This window comes from Rhizorhabdus antheiae (assembly GCF_049889055.1).
GTDB lineage: Bacteria > Pseudomonadota > Alphaproteobacteria > Sphingomonadales > Sphingomonadaceae > Rhizorhabdus.
Genome location: NZ_JBLTWO010000019.1, coordinates 1 through 21041, shown reverse-complemented (window position 1 = coordinate 21041; position 21041 = coordinate 1). Strand labels below are relative to the sequence as shown.

16 protein-coding genes are annotated in these 21041 nt (G+C 66.2%); 6 read left to right on the top strand and 10 right to left on the bottom strand.

Annotated elements, in window-relative coordinates:
* Positions 1–217 precede the first annotated feature (217 nt).
* The 5 genes from ACNI3R_RS20150 to ACNI3R_RS20130 form a co-directional block, all read right to left on the bottom strand.
* Positions 218–1507, bottom strand: coding sequence for an adenylosuccinate synthase (locus tag ACNI3R_RS20150; protein WP_426186959.1), 1290 nt, complete (start codon positions 1505–1507; stop codon positions 218–220).
* An 87-nt stretch (positions 1508–1594) separates the two neighbouring features.
* Positions 1595–2710 (bottom strand): ATP phosphoribosyltransferase regulatory subunit, encoded by a 1116-nt coding sequence (locus tag ACNI3R_RS20145; RefSeq protein ID WP_426186956.1) that lies wholly within the window; start codon positions 2708–2710, stop codon positions 1595–1597.
* Positions 2711–2818: 108 nt separating this feature from the next.
* Positions 2819–4396: a phosphoglycerate dehydrogenase gene (gene serA / locus ACNI3R_RS20140; protein ID WP_426186953.1), complete on the bottom strand. Its 1578-nt coding sequence runs from the start codon at positions 4394–4396 to the stop codon at positions 2819–2821.
* Between the two features lie 123 nt (positions 4397–4519).
* The gene (locus tag ACNI3R_RS20135) at positions 4520–5677 is read right to left on the bottom strand and encodes a phosphoserine transaminase (protein WP_426186950.1); all 1158 of its coding nucleotides are present in this window, start codon (positions 5675–5677) and stop codon (positions 4520–4522) included.
* 190 nt (positions 5678–5867) lie between these two features.
* Entirely contained in the window at positions 5868–6494 is a 627-nt protein-coding gene (locus ACNI3R_RS20130; RefSeq protein WP_426186947.1) for a c-type cytochrome, read from the bottom strand.
* A 159-nt stretch (positions 6495–6653) separates the two neighbouring features.
* On the opposite strand from ACNI3R_RS20130, the gene ACNI3R_RS20125 reads away from it, so the two are divergent.
* Positions 6654–7556 (top strand): prephenate dehydratase, encoded by a 903-nt coding sequence (locus ACNI3R_RS20125; RefSeq protein ID WP_426186944.1) that lies wholly within the window; start codon positions 6654–6656, stop codon positions 7554–7556.
* A gap of 18 nt (positions 7557–7574) precedes the next feature.
* Here ACNI3R_RS20125 and nudC read toward each other — a convergent pair whose 3' ends face one another.
* On the bottom strand, positions 7575–8468 hold the full coding sequence (gene nudC, locus ACNI3R_RS20120) for an NAD(+) diphosphatase (RefSeq protein ID WP_426186941.1): 894 nt from the start codon (positions 8466–8468) through the stop codon (positions 7575–7577).
* On the bottom strand, positions 8468–9526 hold the full coding sequence (gene mutY / locus ACNI3R_RS20115; RefSeq protein WP_426186938.1) for an A/G-specific adenine glycosylase: 1059 nt from the start codon (positions 9524–9526) through the stop codon (positions 8468–8470). Before mutY ends, nudC begins: the two co-directional genes overlap by 1 nt.
* 14 nt (positions 9527–9540) lie before the next feature.
* Here mutY and ACNI3R_RS20110 point away from each other — a divergent pair, with 14 nt between their 5' ends.
* Complete coding sequence (locus ACNI3R_RS20110) at positions 9541–10125, top strand: DUF721 domain-containing protein (RefSeq protein ID WP_426186936.1); 585 nt, start codon at positions 9541–9543, stop codon at positions 10123–10125.
* Positions 10122–10835 (top strand): thioredoxin domain-containing protein, encoded by a 714-nt coding sequence (locus ACNI3R_RS20105; RefSeq protein ID WP_426186933.1) that lies wholly within the window; start codon positions 10122–10124, stop codon positions 10833–10835. Before ACNI3R_RS20110 ends, ACNI3R_RS20105 begins: the two co-directional genes overlap by 4 nt.
* Positions 10836–10860: 25 nt before the next feature.
* Here the strand turns inward: ACNI3R_RS20105 and ACNI3R_RS20100 are convergent, their stop codons facing one another.
* Entirely contained in the window at positions 10861–12003 is a 1143-nt protein-coding gene (locus ACNI3R_RS20100; protein WP_426186930.1) for a hypothetical protein, read from the bottom strand.
* A gap of 198 nt (positions 12004–12201) precedes the next feature.
* Between ACNI3R_RS20100 and ACNI3R_RS20095 the strand changes: the two genes are divergently transcribed.
* Genes ACNI3R_RS20095 through ACNI3R_RS20085 form a run of 3 tightly spaced genes read left to right on the top strand, consistent with a single transcriptional unit; the run spans position 12202 to position 17188 of the window.
* Positions 12202–12948 carry a thioredoxin domain-containing protein gene (locus ACNI3R_RS20095; protein ID WP_426186927.1) on the top strand — a complete coding sequence of 249 codons (747 nt, stop codon included), beginning with the start codon at positions 12202–12204 and terminating at the stop codon, positions 12946–12948.
* A 45-nt stretch (positions 12949–12993) separates the two neighbouring features.
* Positions 12994–16419, top strand: a complete 3426-nt coding sequence (locus ACNI3R_RS20090; RefSeq protein ID WP_426186925.1) for a chromosome segregation SMC family protein — start codon at positions 12994–12996, stop codon at positions 16417–16419.
* Between the two features lie 49 nt (positions 16420–16468).
* Positions 16469–17188 (top strand): GDSL-type esterase/lipase family protein, encoded by a 720-nt coding sequence (locus tag ACNI3R_RS20085; protein WP_426186922.1) that lies wholly within the window; start codon positions 16469–16471, stop codon positions 17186–17188.
* Between the two features lie 90 nt (positions 17189–17278).
* On the opposite strand, the gene ACNI3R_RS20080 is transcribed toward ACNI3R_RS20085, so the two are convergent.
* Positions 17279–19432 (bottom strand): TonB family protein, encoded by a 2154-nt coding sequence (locus ACNI3R_RS20080; RefSeq protein WP_426186919.1) that lies wholly within the window; start codon positions 19430–19432, stop codon positions 17279–17281.
* Positions 19429–21041: Hsp70 family protein (locus ACNI3R_RS20075; RefSeq protein ID WP_426186916.1), on the bottom strand; the 1613-nt coding region annotated here is incomplete at its 5' end. The genes ACNI3R_RS20075 and ACNI3R_RS20080, both read right to left, overlap by 4 nt.

Here is a 21041-nt window from a genome sequence, read left to right as displayed (position 1 = left end):
GGGCATTACATCGCACCGGGCAAGCCCATGCAGAACGGTGACGCTGCACTCAAAGCCTGAGCCCAGCGCGCGAATGCCCTCTGCCGCAGGGGGGGCCAAGCGTCTATCGCTGCTCTTCTACAGCAACCGCTTTCGGTGACGGGAACGTCGGCCGGACAGCGCCACGAAACGCACCGGCCCCCCATCACTTACGCCCCAGCGACCGGCCGCGCGCGCCTCAATCCGCAAACGGATCCCGTACCAGGATCGTATCTTCACGCTCGGGGCTGGTCGACACCAGCGCCACCGGGCACTGGATCAGCTCTTCGACGCGGCGGATATATTTGATCGCCTGCGCCGGCAGTTCGGCCCAGCTGCGCGCGCCCGCGGTCGACTCGCTCCAGCCTTCGATGCTCTCGTAGATCGGCTCGACCCGCGCCTGGTCCTGGGGGTGGGGCGGCAGATAGTCGTAGGTCTTGCCGTCGAGCGTGTAGCCGACGCAGATCCGGATTTCCTCGAAGCCGTCGAGCACGTCGAGCTTGGTCAGCGCCACGCCGGTGATGCCCGAGACGGCGGCCGACTGGCGGACGAGGACCGCGTCGAACCAGCCGCAGCGACGCTTGCGGCCGGTGACGGTGCCGAACTCATGGCCGCGCTCGCCGAGCCGCTGGCCGGTGTCGTCGGTCAGCTCGGACGGGAAGGGGCCGGAGCCGACGCGGGTGGTGTAGGCCTTGACGATGCCGAGCACGAAGCCCGCCGCCGAGGGGCCGAGGCCCGACCCACTGGAGGCGGTGCCGGCGATGGTGTTCGACGAGGTGACGAAGGGATAGGTGCCGTGGTCGACGTCGAGCAGCACGCCCTGGGCGCCTTCGAACAATATGCGGCGGCCGGCCTTGCGCGCCTCGTTCAGCGTCAGCCAGACGGGCTTGGCGAAGGGCAGGATGAAGTCGGCGATCTCGCGCAGGTCGGCCTTCAGCTTCTCGCGGTCGACCGGGGGCTCGCCGAAGCCGGCGCGCAGCGCGTCGTGATGCGCGCAGATGCGGTCGAGCTGCGGCTCCAGATCGTCGAGATGGGCGAGGTCGCAGACGCGCAGCGCGCGGCGGCCGACCTTGTCCTCATAAGCCGGGCCGATGCCGCGGCGGGTGGTGCCGATCTTGCCGGCGCCGCTCGCATCCTCGCGCAGCGCGTCGAGGTCGCGGTGGATCGGCAGGATCAGCGGCGCGGTCTCGGCCAGCTGGAGATTGTCGGGGGTGATGGTGACGCCCTGGCCCTTGAGCTTCGCGACCTCGTCACGGAAATGCCAGGGATCGAACACCACGCCATTGCCGATCACCGACAGCGTGCCGCGCACGATGCCCGAGGGCAGCAGGCTGAGCTTGTAGACCTGTTCGCCGACGACCAGCGTGTGGCCGGCATTGTGGCCGCCCTGGAAGCGGACGACGACGTCGGCGCGCTCGGACAGCCAGTCGACGATCTTGCCCTTGCCCTCATCGCCCCATTGGGCGCCGATCACCGTGACGTTGGCCATGATATCATCCTGTTCCAGTAGCGGTCCGTCCCTGCCTGTGGGCGGCACCGGGGCGAAGCCCGGCGCGCAGGGGAGGGATCCGGTCGTTCAAAGTGGTCGGGGACCGTCCCCGTCTAAGATATGGGTGCAGCCGAGCGCGCGGGCGTCGTCTTCGTCCGAAAGTGCTGCGACCGTCGTCCAGTCCTCGGCGCGCAGGCGCGCGGCGATGTCCGGCGCGGTGCCGAGCGGCAGGAAGACGCGGCGATGCTCCACCACGCCCAGGCCGACATCGACCAGCGGATCGATATAGAGCGAGAAGCCGATCGCCTTCTCCTCATGGCCGTCGGCGTGCATGATCGTATAGCCGCCGCCGCGGCCGATCTCGCCGCTGAGGCCCTGGCCGAACAGCGAGAAGCCGATCCAGCTCTGATATTCGAAGCCGTGGCGCTCGGTCGGATCGAGCGTCAGCGTGACGCGCTCGCCCAACGCGGCGACGATCGCGTCGATCGCCGACAGCCGCTTGTCGAGCGCCTGCGCACCCGCGATCGAGCGCAGTTTGGCGAGGGCGGGGCCGACCGGGCCGGCCGCCTCGATGAAAGGCAGATAGGCGTCGGCGCCGAGGCGGGCGAGGCCGCCGGCATCCTTCGCATCGAGCAGGTCGCGCACCGCGTCGATCCGGTCGGCGGGCAGGGGCATCGCGCCGGCGGCCAGCGTCTCGACGAGATCGGGGAGGGTGAGGTCGACGGTGATCCCGGTGACGCCCGCGACTTCGAGCGCCTCGACCGCGACGTTGAGGATTTCGATGACGGCGGCGAGGCTGTCGGTGCCGATCAGCTCGGCGCCGGCCTGGGTCAGCTCGCGCTCGGGGCGCAGCTGGGTCGCGCGCAGTTTGATCACCGGGCCGCCATAAGCGAGGCGCAGCGGGCGGGCGCGGTGGCCCATGCGGGTGGCGGCGATGCGGCCGACCTGCGCGGTGATGTCGGGGCGCAAGGCCAGCGTGCGCTGCGAGACCGGATCGACGAAGCGCAGCAGGTCCTGCGCGCGTGCCGATTTGAGGCGGCCGACCAGCTCTTCCTCGAACTCGGCCAGCGGCGGGGTGACCCGCATATAGCCATGCCGGCCGATCGCGACGATCACGCGGTGGAGCAGCCGCGACCCGGCCTCCGCCTGCGGCGGCAGGCGATCACGCAATCCTTCGGGGAGCAGGCCTGGTGCGATGGTCATGGGGTGAGGCTCATAGCGGCCCCTGACGGAGGTTCAACAGCAACCTTCATCCTGGGGACGATGCCCGGATGGCGGGCGGGCGCCCAAAGACGCCCGCCCGTCCGATCGTCAGAAGCGCAGCGACTTGGCGCTCTTCACGCCGGGAAGCTGGGCAATCTGGGCCTTGAGCGCATCGTCGACGCGGGCATCGACCGACAGCAGCAGCACCGCTTCGCCACCGGCGGTGCGGCGGCCGAGGTGGAAGGTGCCGATGTTGACGCCGGCTTCGCCCAGCGTCGTGCCGAGGCGGCCGATGAAGCCCGGGGCGTCGACATTGACGACATAGACCATGTCGCCGGTCAGGTCGGCCTCGACCTTCACGCCGTAGATCTCGACGAGGCGCGGCTCGGCATTGGCGAACAGCGTGCCGGCGACCGACTTGGCGCCCTCGGCAGTGGTCACCGTGACGCGGACGAGGGTCGAATAGTCGCCCTCGCGGTCATGGCGCACTTCGCGCACGTCCAGGCCACGCTCCTTCGCGAGGAAGGGCGCGTTGACCATGTTCACCGTGTCCGAATAGACGCGCATCAGGCCCGCGAGGACCGCGCCGGTGATCGGCTTCTGGTTGAGCTCGGCGGCTGCACCCTCGACCTCGATCGCGACCGCCTTGATCGCGTCGCCCTCGAGCTGGCCGACCAGCGCGCCGAGATGCTCGGCAAGCGCCATATAGGGGCGCAGCTTGGGGGCTTCCTCGGCCGACAGCGACGGCATGTTGAGCGCGTTGGTGACGCCGCCGGTCAGCAGGAAGTCCGAGATCTGCTCGGCGACCTGGATCGCGACATTGACCTGGGCTTCGTTGGTCGACGCGCCGAGGTGCGGTGTGGCGATGAAGCCGGGGGTGCCGAACAGCGGCGATTCCTTCGCCGGCTCGGTCACGAACACGTCGAGGGCGGCGCCCGCGACCTGGCCGCTGTCGAGCGCATCCTTGAGCGCCGCCTCGTCGATCAGACCGCCGCGCGCGCAGTTGATGATGCGGACGCCCTTCTTGGTCTTGGCGAGATTCTCGCGCGACAGGATGTTCTTGGTCGATTCGGTCAGCGGCGTGTGCAGCGTGATGAAATCGGCGCGCGCCAGCAGGTCGTCGAGCGTGACCTTCTCGACGCCCATTTCGACCGCGCGTTCCGGGGTCAGGAAGGGATCGAAGGCGACGACCTTCATCTTCAGGCCGATCGCGCGGTCGGCGACGATCGAACCGATATTGCCGGCGCCGATCAGGCCGAGCACCTTGTTGGTGACCTCGACGCCCATGAAGCGGTTCTTCTCCCACTTGCCGGCCTGGGTCGACTTGTCGGCCTCGGGCAGGTCGCGGGCGAGGGCGAACATCAGCGCGATGGCGTGTTCGGCGGTGGTGATCGAGTTGCCGAACGGCGTGTTCATCACGACGACGCCCTTGGCCGAGGCGGACGGGATGTCGACATTGTCGACGCCGATGCCGGCGCGGCCGACGACCTTGAGGTTGGTGGCGGCGGCGAGGACCTCCTTGGTCACCTTGGTCGCCGAACGGATCGCGAGGCCGTCATATTGGCCGATGATCGCGATCAGCTCTTCCTTGGTCTTGCCGGTGATCTCGTCGACCTCGATCCCGCGATTGCGGAAGATCTGGGCGGCAAGCGGATCCATCTGGTCGGAAATCAGTACCTTGGGCATGATTCTATCCTTGGGTTCGCCCCTCCCCATCGGGAGTGTGGGGGCGTTGCATCTTCTAACGAAGCGGGGGAAAGACCGGTCCGGACGCTGCCGGACCGGTGAGAAGGAATGCGCAAGCGGCGCTCAGGCCGCGCGGACCTGCGACCAGGCCCAGTCGAGCCAGGGGCCGAGTGCCTCGACGTCGGCGGTTTCGACCGTGCCGCCGCACCAGATGCGCAGGCCCGGAGGCGCATCGCGATAGCCGGCGATGTCGAACGCGGCTTCCTCGGTTTCGAGCAGGCCGGCGATCTTCTTGACCAGCGCCAGCTTCGCATCGTCGTCGAGGCCTTCGACCGCCGCATCGGCGAATTTCAGGCAGACCGAGGTGTTCGAGCGCGAGGCCGGGTCGGCCGCGAGATGGTCGATCCAGTCGGTGCGCTGGACCCAGGCGTCGACCGCCGCCGCATTGGCGTCGGCGCGGGCGATCAGGGCGGGCAGGCCGCCGATCGACTGGGCCCATTCGAGGCTGTGAATATAGTCCTCGATCGCCAGCATCGAGGGCGTGTTGATCGTCTCGCCCTTGAAGATGCCTTCGATCAGCTTGCCGCCCTTGGTCATGCGGAAGATCTTCGGCAGCGGCCAGGCCGGGGTGTAGCTTTCGAGACGCTCCACCGCGCGCGGGCCGAGGATCAGGATGCCGTGCGCGCCTTCGCCGCCCAGCACCTTCTGCCAGGAGAAGGTGACGACATCGAGCTTGTCCCAGGGCAGGTCCATGGCGAAGCAGGCCGAGGTCGCGTCGGCGATCGTGAGGCCTTCGCGGTCGTCGCGGATCCAGTCGCCATTGGGCACGCGGACGCCCGAGGTGGTGCCGTTCCAGGTGAAGACGATATCGGTCGACTGATCGAGCGCGGCAAGGTCGGGCAGGGTGCCATAGGGCGCCTTGACCACATCGGCTTCGATCTTGAGCTGCTTGACGACATCGGTGACCCAACCTTCACCGAAGCTCTCCCAGGCGACCATCGTCGCCTTGCGGGCGCCGAGCAGGCTCCACATCGCCATTTCGACAGCGCCGGTATCCGATCCGGGGACGATGCCGATGCGGTGGGTGGCCGGGACGCCGAGGATTTCGCGGGTCAGGTCGACCGCATGGTTGATGCGGGCCTTGCCGAGCTTGGAGCGGTGCGAGCGGCCGAGCGAGTCGGTGGCCAGATTGGCGGCGGCCCAGCCCGGAGGCTTGGCGCAGGGACCCGAAGAGAAATGGGGGCGTGCCGGCTTCGTCGCCGGGCGAGCAGTATCAGTCATGTAGTCTCTCCTCACAGAGAGCACGCGCTGCGTTGGGACAGCGTGGCCCGCCGCCGCTTCTAGAGTGCGGGGGCGGCAAGTCAATGACCGATGTTGCAGTGCGAAAATATTACCGAACCGGAATTACCGCCCAAAGAAAAAGGGCCCCGGACTCGCGCCCGGGACCCTTTCTGGAATCGAGAGGATCGGCTTACTTGGCCGGAGCGGCCTCGTTGCCGCCTTCCGCCGGAGCGGCGGCATTGTCAGCAGCAGCGCCTTCAGCAGCCGGAGCAGCCTCTTCAGCCGGCGCGGCCGGCAGCGGCTTCGGCGCGTCGCTCTGCTGGTTCAGATAGGCGATGATGTTGGCGCGATCCTCGGGCTTGGAGAGGCCGGCGAAGGTCATCTTGGTGCCCGGTGCGAAGGCCTTCGGGCTCTTCAGCCAGTCGCTGAGATTCTGCCAGTCCCAGCTGCCGCCCTTGCCCGACAGGGCCTCGGAGAAGGCAAAGCCCTTGCCCTTGCCGATCGGTTCACCCAGCACGCCCCACAGATTCGGGCCAAGCGCGTTCGGGCCGCCCTTGGTCGCGTTGTGGCAGGCAGCGCACTTCTTGAACACTTCCGCGCCCTTGGCGGGATCGGCGCTCGCCAGATAGAAGGCGATCGGCTTTTCGGCGGCATCACCACCGGCGGCGGCGCCTTCTTCCTCGACGCCCTCCACGACATAGCCCATCTTCTCGGGGCGTTCGCCCTTGAAATATCCACCGCTGAGGATCGAAAGGCCCAGCGCGGCAATGCCGCCCGCCAGCGCCCATCCGGCAATCGTGTTAGCGCGATCGTCCATGTGCCCCTGTAGCTCCCATTGGTAACGTGGGGGGGAAGGACCCACGCCGAAATCGCGCCCCCTTTAGAATCGCTTGTCTGCCTCCGCAAGCGTCCCAACGCGCTAATCTGTCCCGCCCCGCTTGCGGAGCCGTTCCGGCGCGCCTAATCGGCGCGCGACATGCAGAACTATCCCGCCCCCGCACAGGCGCTCGTCGCCGAGATGACAGCCGCCTGCGAAGCCGATACGGCCCGTGCCGTCGCCTTTCAGGGCGCGCCCGGCGCCAATTCACACATCGCCGCGCTGGAGGCCTTTCCCAATTGTCTGCCGCTGCCCTGTTTCAGCTTCGAGGATGCGCTCGACGCGGTGCGTGATTTCCGTGCCGACTGCGCAGTTATCCCGATCGAGAACTCGCTCCACGGCCGCGTCGCCGACATGCACTTCCTGCTGCCCGAATCGGGGCTGGTGATCACCGGCGAGCATTTTCTGCACATCCGCCACACGCTGATGGCGCTGCCCGATCATGGCGAAATCCGGGAGGTCATGAGCCACCCGCAGGCCTTGGGCCAATGCCGCCACTGGCTGCGCGCCCATGGCATGGCTGCCGTCGCCTATCCCGACACCGCCGGTGCGGCAGCGGCGGTTGCGGAGGCGGGCGACGGCTCGGTGGGGGCGCTTGCGCCGTCGATCTCGGCCGCGCTCTATGGTCTCAAGGTCGTCGAGGACAATGTCGCCGACGCGTCGGACAACACCACGCGCTTCGTGGTGCTGGCGCGCGAAGGGCGTGAGATATCCCCCGACGCCGGTCCGGTCATGACGACCTTCATCTTCGAGGTGAAGAACATCCCGGCCGCGCTCTACAAGGCGCTGGGCGGCTTCGCGACCAACGGCGTCAACATGACCAAGCTGGAAAGCTACCAGCGCGGCGCGAGTTTTGCGGCGACCGAGTTCTTCGCCGACATCGAAGGCCACCCCGACGATCCCCATGTGCGGCGCGCGCTTGAGGAACTGGCCTTCCACACCAAATGGGTCAGGCTGCTGGGCACCTATCCCCGGGCGCGCGAGCGCGGCTTCGGCAGCTGATCCGCCCGGACCGGACGCTCAGGCGCCGTTCGCCCAGGCGGTCAGCAGCGTGTGCGCTATGGCGAGGGGGAAGCGCATATTGAACAGCGCATCGGGCTCACCCGCCAGCGCCGCCCTTACCTGATCGCGGTCGACCCAGATCGCTTCGGCCAGTTCCTTCTCGTCGAGCCTGACCGTCTTGTCGCGGACCTTGGCGATGCAGCCGATCATCAACTGCGACGGGATCGGCCAGGGCTGGCTGGCGAGATAGCGGACCTCGGTCACGATCACGCCGGCCTCCTCGAACAGTTCCCGAGCGACCGCATCCTCGATCGATTCCCCGACCTCCAGGAAACCTGCGAGCGCCGAGAAGAAGCGCGGCGGCATGTTGATGTTGCGGCCGACGAGGACATGGTCCTCATGTTCGGCGAGCATGATCACGACCGGGTCGGTGCGCGGATAATGTTCGGTGCCGCAACCGCCCTCGTCCTTCAGGCAGAAGCGCGCCCAGCCAGATCTGGCGACCCCGGTGGGGCGGCCGCAATTGGCGCAGAAGCGGTGCCGGTCGTGCCAGTCGACGAGCGAGCGGGCGGCGGCGTAGATCGCCGGCGCGCCGGGCTCGGTCATCGCCGCCGCGCCGCTGATCGTCGCGCCGCGCTGGTCGCGGCCCGGCGCGATCTTCGCCAGCGAGACGAAGCAGGGCTTGTCGTCGAGGAGGCCGAGCAGGGCGAGGTCCGCCTCGGGATCGGCTTCGGTCAGGGCGGTCCAGACGAGCCGCCCCTCCGCGTCGAGAACGGGAGCTAGGCCATCCAGTGTAAGCAGTCTGGCGTGCGGATTGGCGCAGGCGGCATCGAAATAGGGGCGATTGTCACGCTCGATATCGATCCGGACGAGCGGCGAGCCGGTGAAACCGGGGGTAGGAATCTTGGACATCAACTCTCCCTATATTGCCGACTTCCGTCTTCGCGACCGGCGATAGCGCGCTCGGCGGCGCGTGCGAAGAGGGTCGGCAGACCTGCCTCTTCTATATGATCGACCGGCCACCATTCCCCCTCGCCGTCCGGGGTGCCGGAGGCGCAAACGACCGACAGGCGCAGCGAAAAATGGGTGAAGACATGATCGACCGTGCCGCAGGACTGCCATTCCGCAGCGATCGGGGCCGAGGCGAGACCCGGCGGCGCATCGACCCAATCCCCGGTGGGAAGCGCGCGCATTCCGCCAAGCATGCCCTTGTCGGGACGCCGGACCAGCCAGACCTCCTGGTCCCGCTCGATCCAGAAGGCGGTGCCGTGGCGTTGCGGCTTGGGCTTCTTGGCCGCCTTGACCGGGAAAGCGGTCGGCGTGCCCAGCCGGCGCGCTTCGCAGGCGTCGGACAGGGGACAGATCAGGCATTGCGGTGTCCGGGCGGCGCAGATGCCCGATCCGAGATCCATCATCGCCTGCGCGAAATCGCCCGACCGCTCGTCCGGGGTGACGCGCGCTACCAGCACGCGCAGTTTCGGGCGGGCCTGGGGCATGGGCTGGTCGAAGGCGAACAGCCGGCTGACGACGCGCTCGACATTGGCATCGACGACGACCGCGCTGCGTCCGAAGGCGATCGCGGCAATGGCGGCGGCGCTGTAGTCACCGATGCCGGGCAGAGCGCGCAGCGCGTCCTCCTGATCGGGAAAGCGTCCGCCATGTTCGGAGGCGACGACCCGGGCGCAGGCAAGGAGATTGCGGGCCCGCGCATAATAGCCCAGCCCGGCCCATGCGGCCATGACGTCGGCGTCGTCGGCTTGCGCCAGGTCGGCGACGGTCGGCCAGCGCGCCGTGAACTTCTCGAAATAGGGCTTCACCGCCGCGACGGTCGTCTGTTGCAGCATCGTCTCCGACAGCCACACCCGATAGGGATCGGGCAGGGGGGCTCCCGGCTCTGCGCGCCAGGGCAGGCGGCGTCGGTGGACATCGTACCAGGCCAGCAATTTTTCGGAGACGGCATCGACGGACATGGGGCGCCTATGGCATGAAGCGCGCGATGAACGAAGCGCCCCCTGCCTCCCCTGTCCGAAAGCGCAAGGCCCAGCCCGACGCCGCGCCCGCCCGTCCGCGTGGCGGCGGCGCAAAGTCGGTCGCGGACATGCTGCCCGACGTCGGCAGGGCGGCCTTTCGCCGCTTCGGATTCGTCCAGAGTTCGGTCGTCAGCCGCTGGGCCGAGATCGTCGGCGAACGCTACGCCAAGGTGTCGGTGCCCGAATCGATCCGCTTCCCGGCGGGCAAGCGATCGGACGGGGTGCTCACCCTGCTGGTCGAAGGGGCGCATGGCCCGATGATGCAGCATGTGTTGCCGACCATCGTCGAGCGGGTGAACCGCTTCTTCGGCTATGGCGCCGTCGCGCGCGTCGTGCTCCGGCAGGGTAGCTGCGCACGGCCACAGCCGCCGCAGAATTGCGCGGCACCGCCGTCGCTCAAACCGATTTCGCCCGACATCGGCGGCAGCCTGCGTCTGATCGCCGACCCCGAATTGCGCACATGCCTCGAATCGCTGGCGGGCAAGCTGGCCGCCACCAGCGGCGCACCCGTCATCGCCTCCGGAGATACAGAGCTTTGACCCGATCGACCTTCCGCCTGGCCGTCCTGTTGCTGGCCGCCACCCCGCTGACCCTCGCCGCCGCCGCACCGGCCAAGCCGGCCGCGAAGCCCGCTGCCGGCGCCAACTGGCTCGTCACCGTCAACCGCACCGCCGAAGGCGCGCTCGTCATCGGCAATCCGGCGGCCAAAGTGAAGCTGGTCGAATATCTGTCGCTGACCTGTCCGCATTGCGCGATGCTCTCGAAGGAATCGCTGCCTGCTCTGCAGCGCGACTATATCGCCAAGGGCCTCGTCAGCTTCGAAGTGCGTCATGCCGTCCGCGACGGCTATGACTTCGTCGCCTCGCTGCTGCTGCGCTGCGAGCCGCCGACGCGCTATCTCGGCTCGATCGAGGGCCTCTTCGCCACCCAGGAAGACTGGATGGCCAAGGGCGCCGCCGCCAAGAACGATGCCGCCTTCGAAGCCAAGTCGCAGGACGAGAAGATGGCGGCGGTCGCCAGATCGGCCGGCTTCGACACCTATTTCCAGAAGCGCGGCCTGAGCCCCAAGGCTTATGCGGCCTGCATGGCGAACGAGCCGGCGAAGAAGCAGCTGACGGAAATGGCCGGCAATGCCTGGCAGCGCGACGGCATACCGGGCACGCCGCTGATCCTGATCAATGGCCAGCGCAAAGAGAATGTCCATGGATGGTCCGATCTGGAGCCGATGATCAAGGCCGCGCTTAAGTAACCCGCTCTGCGACAGCCGGAGTCGCTTACTTGAAAGTCTCGGGATCCAGCTGGATCTTGGTTTCATTGAGAAACGACGTAACCGAGAGTGGACGGCGATGCTCGACGACATCTGATGTCTGCTCAAGCGATGGCAGCGAACCGAATGCCGGATATTGAGCCCATTGTTCGGGCGTCATCAGTGTAATCCGGAAAAATTCCTGGCTCTTGTGATTGGCCGAGATTTGCTCTTTGTCGTCATACTTCCGGCCGGCACGTTCATGATTTTCGCTTTTGTCTCCGCCCGTCAGCTCGGCGATCAGCGCTGCACTGGTCGGATCGTTACGAACGACCAGCAGGGTGCCATTGTCGCCCAGCGGCTGGAGATAACCGGTGGCGCCATCGTCCAGTTGGTAGAGGGGCCGGCTCGCGTTCGAAAGGCTGTCGTCTCGGCAGAGGCGGGCTGACGGTTCGGCAGGAGCATCTGCTTCGGGCTTTTCGGCCATCGAGCCAAGCATTGCGCCGACCAATATCACTGCGGAGGGCTGCTCGAGTTCTTCGGCGCTTTCATTGCGGAGAGGCCGCGAACATGTTCCAACCGGCACGGTGTCCTTCGTCGGGGCATTGGACGGCCAGGACAGGCCAAAGAGGAAGTCGCGCATCGCCTGGTCGAGCGCAGCCGGCGGCAGCGTCCTCGACGTCATCCGCAGCTTGACGATCCACCTGCCCACCGGAACGATCGCTAGACCCGTGCTGCCAACAGGGTCGGAAGCAAGAGCATAGCTCTGGCGGAGCGCCGAGGTGCTGGATCCCGATCCAATCTGAAAGGCGGTCGGCGCTGCGCCGTTGCCCACTCCGCCTGCTATTTGGGATCGCTGCAGATACCAGGAAGAGATGTCGAACCAGAGCGCCGGATCGGGCATTGCCGGTCTGTAGATATAGACGGATGCCAATGTCTGGCTGCCAGGCTCGTCATATGTGCCGGCGAGATCGATCTGTTTGCCCTCGCTGATATCCTCGACCATGCGGCGGCTGAAGGGGCCGATCATCGCAGGAAAGGCGAACTTGCTGCTCTTGTGCACCCAGGGTTTTCCGGCTTTCGTCCTGATTTCCTGCCGCACAACGGGCGCAGCCGTGGCCGCAGCCGCAATCAACGTCGCGCACAGCGCTCCCAATGCAACCATTTTCATATTCGTCGTCCCTTCCCAGCTGCGGCGCATCCTAGGCGTCGGTCCACAGCGCGGCTATCGCCCTCTCGGATTGTCGCATCCATTTTGGTTTCGATCCTCGGGAACACGCCAGGCGCGATTGCCTGCTTGCACCGCGCGCCTCCGAGGCTATCACTGTCGCCCAACGGCCCTCCGTGGCTGCTTGGAGTACAGGATCACATGAAGAAGCTTCTTCCCGTCGCGGCGATCACGATTGCGCTGGCGCTCACCGCCTGCGGCAAGAAGGAGTCGGATAGCGCGGCGACGACCAACAGCGCGGCGCCCGCAGCGCCGAGCGCGCCCTATAGCGGCAAGGACTGGACCGAGACGCTGGTGAAGACCCCCGAGGGTGGCTTTCGCATGGGCAATCCCGATGCGCCGGTGAAGCTGGTCGAATATGCGTCGATCACCTGCCCGCATTGCCGCGACTTCACCAAGAACGGCTCCGGTCCGCTCAAGGAGACCTATATCAAGACCGGCAAGGTCAGCTGGGAATATCGCAACTTCGTGCTGAATCCGCTCGACGTCGTCGCGACGCTGGTCGCGCGCTGTCAGGGCGCCGACACCTTCTTCCCCTTCGTCGAGCAGCTCTATGTCACGCAGGAGCAGTGGGTCGGCAAGTTCAACTCGGTCGACGAGAAGACGCTCCAGTCGGTCGGCAAGCTGCCGCAGCAGGAGCAGTTCACCCAGCTGGTCGAACTGTCGGGCCTGAAGGACTTCTTCAAGTCGCGCGGCGTGACCGACGACCGGATCAAGGCCTGCCTGACCGACAAGGCCGCGCTCGACGAACTGCTGAAGATCCGCGATCGCGGCGCCAACGAGGACAAGGTCGACGGGACCCCGAACTTCCTGATCAATGGCGAGCGCCAGGAGGGCGTCTACGACTGGCCGGGCCTCGAAACCAAGCTGCGCGAAAAGGTCCGCTGACGATGAGGCTTGCGGGCGCTTCGGCGGAGGAACGCTGAACCGCCGATGCGCATCCGCAAGCTCCGCCTTTCAGGTTTCAAGAGCTTCGTCGAGCCGGCGGAGCTGATCATCGAGCGTGGGCTGACCGGGATCGTCGGCCCCAATGGTTGCGGCAAGTCCAATTTGCTCGAAGCGATACGCTGGGTGATGGGCGAATCGAGCGCCAAGTCGATGCGCGGCGGCGGCATGGAAGACGTGATCTTCGCCGGGACCACGACACGGCCGGCGCGCGATTTCGCCGAGGTCACGCTGTTCACCGAACGCCCCGATGCGGCGGAGGATCAGGACCGCGAGGTCGAGGTCACCCGCCGGATCGAGCGCGGCGCGGGCTCGGCCTATCGCATGAACGGTCGTGACGTCCGCCAGAAGGATGTCGGTCTGCTCTTTGCAGACGCGGCGACCGGCGCCCATTCGCCGGCGCTCGTCAGTCAGGGCCGAATCGCGGCGGTGATTGCGGCGAAGCCGACCGAGCGGCGGCAGATGCTCGAGGAGGCCGCCGGCATCGCCGGGCTGCACGTGCGCCGCAAGGATGCCGAGCAGAAGCTGCGCGCGACCGAGGCCAATCTCGCACGGCTCGACGACCTGATCGCCGACATGGAAACGCGCACCGCGTCGCTGCGTCGACAGGCGCGGGCGGCCGAGCGCTACAAGGCGCTGAGCGAACAGATCCGGATGGCCGAAGCGCGGCTGATCTTCTCCCGTTGGCGCGAGGCTGCGGCCGCCGCCGAACTGGCGGGGAAGGAGGCCAAGGCCGCCGAGGGACTCGTCGCACAGGCGGGCGAGGCGCAGAAGGCGGCGACCGCCCGGCAGGCCGAGGCGGTTCAGCTGGTCGGCGACGCACGGCAAGCTGCGCAGGCCGCGCGTGAGCGATCGACCGGGCTGGCGCATCGGCTGGCGACGCTGACAAGCGAGTTGGAGATGGTCCGGCGTCGGCTCGCGGACATCGCCCAGAGCCGCGATACTTTGGCGCGCGATCGGGCGCGCGAGGACCGCCTCGCCATCGATGCGGCGGCGGCGCTGTCTGCGCTGGCCGACGAGGAAAAGCTGCTCGGCAAGCGGATCGAGGAAGCGACCCTGCGCCAGTCGGCGATCGACGCGCAGGTGCGCGACGCCGAGTCCGAAGCGCGCGAGGCGGAGCTGTCGGTGGCCAAGGCGCAGGCTGCCTTTGCGGCGGAGCAGGCCGATCTGCGCGTTGCCCAGGCCAACGTCGCGGCGGCGCGCCAGCGGCTCGACCGGGCTCAGGCGGATGCCGGCCGGATCGAGCGCGAGATGGCGGGGCTGGGCGACGAAACGCCTTTGCTGGCGCGGCGTGCTGCTGCGACGGCGGCGCGCGAGTCTGCCGAAGATGCGATCGCGAAGGCCATGGCCGCGGTCGCCCGGGGCGAGGAGGCGCGCGCCGCTGCCGCCGAACGGCGCGAGGGGGCCGAAGCTGCAACCGGTGCGGCCCGTGCGGCGCTAGCGACGCTCGAATCCGAAGCCCGTTCGCTGGAGAAGAGCCTTCCCGCCGGCGGCGCCGGCAACCGGGCGATCGATCATGTGCGGGCGGCGCCGGGCTATGAGCGCGCGCTGGCCGCGGCGCTCGGCGATGATCTCGAGGCCGCGATCGGCCCGGATGGACGGCTGCGCTGGTCGGGGGCCGAAGCGGACGCGGGCGATCCCGCGTTGCCAGCCGGCTGCGAACGCCTCGCCGATCATGTCTCTGCGCCTGCCGAATTGGCGCGGCGGCTTGTGCAGGTGGGCGTCGTCGATGCGGATGATGGGTCGCTGAGGCTCGGCGTCGGGCAGCGACTGGTCACCCGCGACGGCCGGATGCGGCGCTGGGACGGGTTCGTCGCGGCCGATGTCGGCGCGGCGGCAGCCGAGCGGCTCGTCCGTGCCAATAGGCTCGAAGCGCTGCGTGGGCAGATCGCGCCGGCCCGCGCCGAGGTCGAGACGGCGCAGGCTTCGCTCGCGGAGGCCGGCACTACGGTGCAGGCAGCGCGTTCGGCGGTCGAAACCGCGCGCGCCGAGCTTGCGCGGGCGGAGACGGCGCAACGCAACGCGATCCGCGACGAGGATCAGGCGACGACGGCGATCGAACGGCTGGCGACGCAGAGGGCCGCGATCATGGACCGCAAGGCCCGCGCCGCATTCGAGGTAGCGGAAGCCGAAGCGGCGGTTGCGCAGCAGATGTCGGTTATGCTCGCTCTGCCCGATGGCGAAGCGAGCCATGCCGAGGTCGACCGGTTGCGCGCGGCGAGCGAGGCGGTGCGGTCGCGGCTGTTCGAGGCACGCGGACAGGCGATGACACTCGCACAGGCGGCGTCTGCGGACACGCAGCGCCAGCAGGCGGCGAAGGCCGAAGCGAAGAGCTGGCGCAACCGCGCCGGAGACGCCGCGAGCCGCATCGCTGAAATGGACGGCCGTGCGACAGCGATCGAGACCGAGGCGCGCTCGCTGTCCGGCCGGCCCGAAGAACTCGAGGCGCTGATCGCGACCATAGGCGCCGATGCCCAGGAAGCGTTCCGGGCAGCGGAAACGCTGCTGCAGAAAGAACGCGAGGCCGAGGCGTCGCTGCGCGCGATCGAGGCTGGCCTCGCCCAGGCGGGCGAAGCGCTGGCCTCTGCGCGCGAGGCGCGGGCAGGGGCGCAAGCGCGCTTCGAGAATCAGGAGTTGCGCCGGATCGAAATGAGCCGGATTTCCGGCGAGCGCTTCGAATGTCCGGCACCGGTGCTGCCGGAACGGCTGGGCTTCGTCGCGGCCGAGGTGGCCGATGGCGCGACCGAGTCCGGACGGCTCGACCGGCTGACGGCGGATCGCGAGCGGCTGGGGCCGGTCAATCTGGTCGCCGATACCGAACTTGCCGAGATCGAAGCGCAGCATGGCACCAGCATCGCCGAGCGCGACGAACTGCAGCAGGCGGTCAACCGGCTGCGCGGCTCGATCGGCAGCCTCAACCGCGAGGGGCGGGCGCGCCTCCTGGCGGCGTTCGAAGCGGTCAACGGACATTTCACGCGGTTGTTCGGGACTTTGTTCGGTGGAGGCGAGGCGCATCTGGCGCTGATCGACAGCGAAGATCCGCTGGAGGCGGGCCTTGAGATCATGGCGCAGCCGCCGGGCAAGAATCTCTCCTCGCTGACCTTGCTGTCGGGTGGCGAACAGGCGCTGACGGCGGTCGCGCTGATCTTCGCGCTGTTCCTGACCAATCCCGCGCCGATCTGCGTGCTCGACGAGGTCGACGCGCCGCTCGACGACGCCAATATCGAACGCTTCTGCGACCTGCTCGTGGCGATGACGCGCGAAACCGAGACACGCTATCTGATCGTCACCCACAATGCGGTGACGATGAGCCGGATGCACCGCTTGTTCGGGGTGACGATGGTCGAACGAGGGGTTAGCCGGCTGGTGTCGGTCGACCTGGGCGGTGCTGAGCAATTGCTGGCGGCAGAATAGTTTCGGCCCCGCTGCTTATTCGGGGCGCTGCGGGGGATATATAGAAGCGGTGCGAAACCCGGCCATCATCAACATCAGATTGGTCTTTGCGCTCGTCGCGGGATGCGGCCCCGTTCAGGGCTGGGCCGCTCCGGCGAGCGGCGCGGACAAGGCCATAGCCCGCTTCGAAGCCGAGGTTTCGGCGCTCGTCGCGCGTCCCTTGCCGTCGGGAGGTGTTTCGACGCTGTTCCTCGGGAGTTCGAGCATTCGCCTGTGGGATGTCGACGGCAGCTTTCCCGACCTTCACGCGCTCAACCGGGGCTTTGGCGGTGCCACCACGGCCGATGTGCTCCATCATTATGAGCGGATCGTCGCGGGCGTGCAGCCCGACACGGTGATCGTCTATGTCGGGGAAAACGACATCGCCGCAGGAGTGTCGGCGGAGGCGGCCCAGGCGGACGTCCTGGCGCTGATGACGCGGCTTCGCGCCGACATGCCGCGCGCACGGATTGCCTATCTGTCGATGAAGCCGACCCCGCTGCGCTGGGATCTGTACGCCAAGATGGCCGCCGCCAATGCTACGATCAAGGCGCAGGCGGCCGAGATAGGCTACGACTTCGTCGATGTGGGCGGCGCGCTGCTGGACGAGGGGGGCAAGCCCGATGCGCGCTATTTCAGCGTGGACGGGCTGCACCTCAACAAGCAGGGTTATCAGCGCTGGACCTCGATCCTGGGTCGCTACCTCGCCGTGCCCCGGGCTGCAGCGCAAGGCGTCGCAGCGACGCGGTAATAACAACGGTTCCGGTGCGCCGGCTATGACCGACGCACCGGACGCAATCAGCGAAGCCGGTCGCTGAACGAGACGCCGAAGTCCCTCAAGCTACCGATTGATCCGCCACGTAAATTCGAGTTTGTAATCTGTAGGAATTTCTTCGTTTTGTGCATTGCGAGCCGGATTGAACCGGGCGCGCTGCTCGAGCAGAGCACAGACAGTCTTGTCGAGATCAGCGTGCCCGCTTGATGTGGTGATCGTGCAATTCCTCACTCTGCCGTCCGTGTCTATCACAGCCTGCGCCTTGACCTTACCCTCTGCTTGTCGGCGGATCGCGGTCTCAGGATAATCGTCCGAACCGATCCAGTTCGATTCCGATCCGCACGGGACCGGTTGGACGGGCCCCTGAACACTGTCATCGATAGGCGGGCAGGGAGATGGTTGCCAGACAGGCTTTGGCTTGGCTGCTATGGTAGTCGGCTTGGGCGGCGCCGGAGCGAGAGCCGGCTCGGTCATATTTGAAGGTTCCTGATCAAAAGGCATCGCGTCGGCAATCGCTGGTGAGGCAGGCTGTCGCTGGTCGCGCCCTTTATCGACGGCAGCAAAGCTGAAACCTAGCCAGAGCGCGATAAGTATCGCGTACAAAAATCCCGGTGAGGGCCTGCCGTAGTGCGTGCCGTGCATAATGTTGCTGGCAAGCAGGAAGCCCTGGCCGAACAGGACGGCCAGCGAGATGCGGAAACAGGTTTCCGATAGAGGCGTCTGAACCACTGGCAACAGCGCCGTCGCGGTCGGGAGAGCGGCGATGACGCAGATGACGGGTACCATCCAGCGGCCGGACAACAGGCTTATCAACGCTGGTTGAATGCCCGGTAAGCCGCGCTCCCAGACAATGAGCGAGATCAGCGCCACGATGAACCACTGCTCGGCCCGTGCCTCTTCCAGGCTAGCCATGCTCCAAAAGGCAAATAGGCCCAGCATCCAATAGCGTCGGGCGAGCGACAGCAAATTAGCGGGGAGTGGCGTAGTCGAGATGCGTGGCGGGCAGAGCGCTAAGACGGACAATAGGGCGGCCAAGGCCAGGGCGGCTACGATGGCGGTACCGATCGGGTTGGCAGGAACCAAGGCTGCTACCGGCAATGGCAAGATCGGAATTATGATCCACCAGCGGCGCCAGCCGGCGGGCGGCTCCTGGCCAGGCAGATCAGGGGGATGCTTTACGAAGCGGGCATAGAGTGGAAGCAGGCCCATACCCAGAAGAGTGATCAGGTCGCTTGCCAATTTCTGATCGGCCCAGGGCGTGGCTATAAGACTGCTTAACAATTTCAATAGGATCAGCAGACCGGTAGTGCCCAGAACGACGCGAGGTTGGGCGAGATGGCGACGCCACCATAATATCCGCGCTGGATTCCATCTTTGGTCCATGCCGTAAAAGCGGTCGGCCATACTCAGGAGAGTACGGACCTGATCTGGAACGCCCGGCAGTCTTGCTGACAATTTCATGCCGAGCGATGGTGGGCGGTCGTCCATCAACACCCGCCAGCCGCGGTGAAGCTCGTGAGATGGCGCCGAAAAGGCGTCCATCTGTCCTACTTGGTCGACCCGCGCCAGCACCATCGCCACGCTGTGCGAGTCCTGACGATAATTTGCATTGCTCCAGCCGAAATGTCCGATCGCGAGATCGACCACGGGATCCGAACGCGGCGAATTGAAAGCGATAGCCGTCGCAATCCATTCTTCCGCTGCATTGCGAACTAGTAACTGGTCCATTGCTGGATGGGCCAGAAGCGCCTTCAATAGCAGAAACATGTCGCTACCGTGATGCGGTGCGTCTGCCTCAAGCGAGGCTTGAAACCTGTTGAATAAGGCCTCGAAAGCCATGCGTTCGCGCAGTGCTTCGCTCTGCATCGTCGGCGGATCGATGCGGCCGCTATTGATTGCCCCCGTATCGGAACGATCGTTACGGTCACCGCCGCCGATTGTGGCCTGCTCGCTCACGTCGGATGTGGCGTGCATATGGACGCCGGGGGAGAGCGTGGATCCGACGTCCTCTTCGGACTTGTCCACCATGTCCTGATCGTTGAAGCGTCTCTGCGCGGCATGCCCCATCGCGACCTCATAAGCTTCGCGAAGCGCCTTGAAGTCGTCCGGATTATCCTCGGGATTGGTTGCTCGAAGCTTGCGCGCGTAAGCACGACGGATGGCCAGTTCGTCGCTGTCGGCGGTGACGCCTAGAACGGTCCATATCGAGGGCGGCCTCACAGGAAACTCTGGCCATCAATTCTGTCCAGTGCGGAGCTGAATTCCTCACGAGCGCGATCGACAATCTTGGGGTTCTGGGTCGCAAGTGCGGCGTTGAACTGATTGATCCAATGACCAATCATCTCACGCGTTTCGGCCAGCGAGTCCTGCCAGCACCGTTCGGCGCGGGCCATCACTGCTCGGTTCGCTTCAGTGTCACGGGGGTGAATTTTGAGCTTGGCCAGTTCCTCGCGCCGCTGCTGAAGATCGATAGCGCTGCCATTCTCGTCCGGATCTGAGATCACCAGTTCGAACGACTCGCCGCTTGAGGGGACATGCACATCGACTTCGAGCAGGCCGTTGATGTCATAGGAAAATCGGCAGTCAACCTGCGTTCCTGCCGGATTGCGGGGAACGGGGATAAGGAGATCGGCGATTTTGACGTTGTCGGCAACGAGCCGGGATTCGCCCTGATAGATATCTAGACGGACGGTGGTCTGATTGTTGTCGAGCGTAAAATAGCTTCTCATCCGGCTGGCTGGGATCGCGGTATTGCGTTCGATGATCGGGGAAAAAACCCCCTCTTGAAAGCTGCCGTCGGGCAACCTCTCTGCGTTGGAGACGCCAAGCGAAAAGGGGCACACATCGGTCAGCACCACCTCGCGAAGCGCTGAATCGCGCGCCTTGAGCCCCGCTTGGACCGCAGCCCCGAGAGCGACTGCTTGATCGGGGTTGATGTTGGTATTGGGGAAGCGGCCGAACATGCGTGCCACCGCCTTGCGGACGATCGGCATCCGCGTAGCTCCGCCGATCAAAATGATCTCGGATAGGCTTTCGGTGTGCAGTCCGCTGTCCCGCAGCGAACGCAATACCGGGTCACGCAATCGCGAGATTAGCCCTTCGGCGCGGGCTTCAAACTCGGTCGCGGCGATTGAAACTTCGAGCTGTTCATCCTTCCAGATCAGCTTCATGGTTGCAGCTTCGGCGTTGCTCAGCGTTCGGCGGGCGCGCTCGGCCTGTTCCCGCAGTTTCTGCTGAAGACCGATATCCATCTTGACTTTGCCGGCCCAGCCTTGGCCCAGCTTCTCGCACGCCAAGGTGATCATCAGTTCGTTGAAATCCTCGCCGCCCAGCCGAGTGTCGCCGGTCGAAGCACGGACTTCTACGATCCCCTCGAAAATCTCCAATACCGAAACGTCGAATGTGCCGCCGCCAAGGTCGAAAACAAGAAACCGGGAGTCTGCATCCAGATGGTGAATGCCATAGGCCAGTGCTGCGGCAGTCGGCTCATTGACCAGGCGCTCGACCTTCAGACCCGCAAGTTCGCCAGCGCGCCGGGTCGCCTTGCGTTGCTTGTCGTTAAAATAGGCCGGTACCGTGATGACGGCTTCGCTCACGCTTTCACCGAAATAAGTCTCGGCGTCCTCCCTCAGGCTGCGCAGAACGAGTGCTGACAATTCTTCTGGCGAGAAACGTTTCCCCCCGAGAAAAGTGCTGCGCGCGGTGCCCATGTAACGTTTGAATGCTGTGACAGTATCGCGCGCATGGGTGGCCTGGCGTTCGCGCGCGGCAAGGCCGACCATTATCGTGCCCTTGTCCACACTGACAGCCGACGGCGTCAACATCTGTC

Coding starts and splice junctions, on each gene's coding strand:
- ACNI3R_RS20150 (WP_426186959.1), bottom strand. CDS start 1,507: ATGGCCAACGTCACGGTGATCGGCGCCCAATGGGGCGATGAGGGCAAG.
- ACNI3R_RS20145 (WP_426186956.1), bottom strand. CDS start 2,710: ATGACCATCGCACCAGGCCTGCTCCCCGAAGGATTGCGTGATCGCCTG.
- serA (WP_426186953.1), bottom strand. CDS start 4,396: ATGCCCAAGGTACTGATTTCCGACCAGATGGATCCGCTTGCCGCCCAG.
- ACNI3R_RS20135 (WP_426186950.1), bottom strand. CDS start 5,677: ATGACTGATACTGCTCGCCCGGCGACGAAGCCGGCACGCCCCCATTTC.
- ACNI3R_RS20130 (WP_426186947.1), bottom strand. CDS start 6,494: ATGGACGATCGCGCTAACACGATTGCCGGATGGGCGCTGGCGGGCGGC.
- ACNI3R_RS20125 (WP_426186944.1), top strand. CDS start 6,654: ATGCAGAACTATCCCGCCCCCGCACAGGCGCTCGTCGCCGAGATGACA.
- nudC (WP_426186941.1), bottom strand. CDS start 8,468: ATGTCCAAGATTCCTACCCCCGGTTTCACCGGCTCGCCGCTCGTCCGG.
- mutY (WP_426186938.1), bottom strand. CDS start 9,526: ATGTCCGTCGATGCCGTCTCCGAAAAATTGCTGGCCTGGTACGATGTC.
- ACNI3R_RS20110 (WP_426186936.1), top strand. CDS start 9,541: ATGAAGCGCGCGATGAACGAAGCGCCCCCTGCCTCCCCTGTCCGAAAG.
- ACNI3R_RS20100 (WP_426186930.1), bottom strand. CDS start 12,003: ATGAAAATGGTTGCATTGGGAGCGCTGTGCGCGACGTTGATTGCGGCT.
- ACNI3R_RS20095 (WP_426186927.1), top strand. CDS start 12,202: ATGAAGAAGCTTCTTCCCGTCGCGGCGATCACGATTGCGCTGGCGCTC.
- ACNI3R_RS20090 (WP_426186925.1), top strand. CDS start 12,994: ATGCGCATCCGCAAGCTCCGCCTTTCAGGTTTCAAGAGCTTCGTCGAG.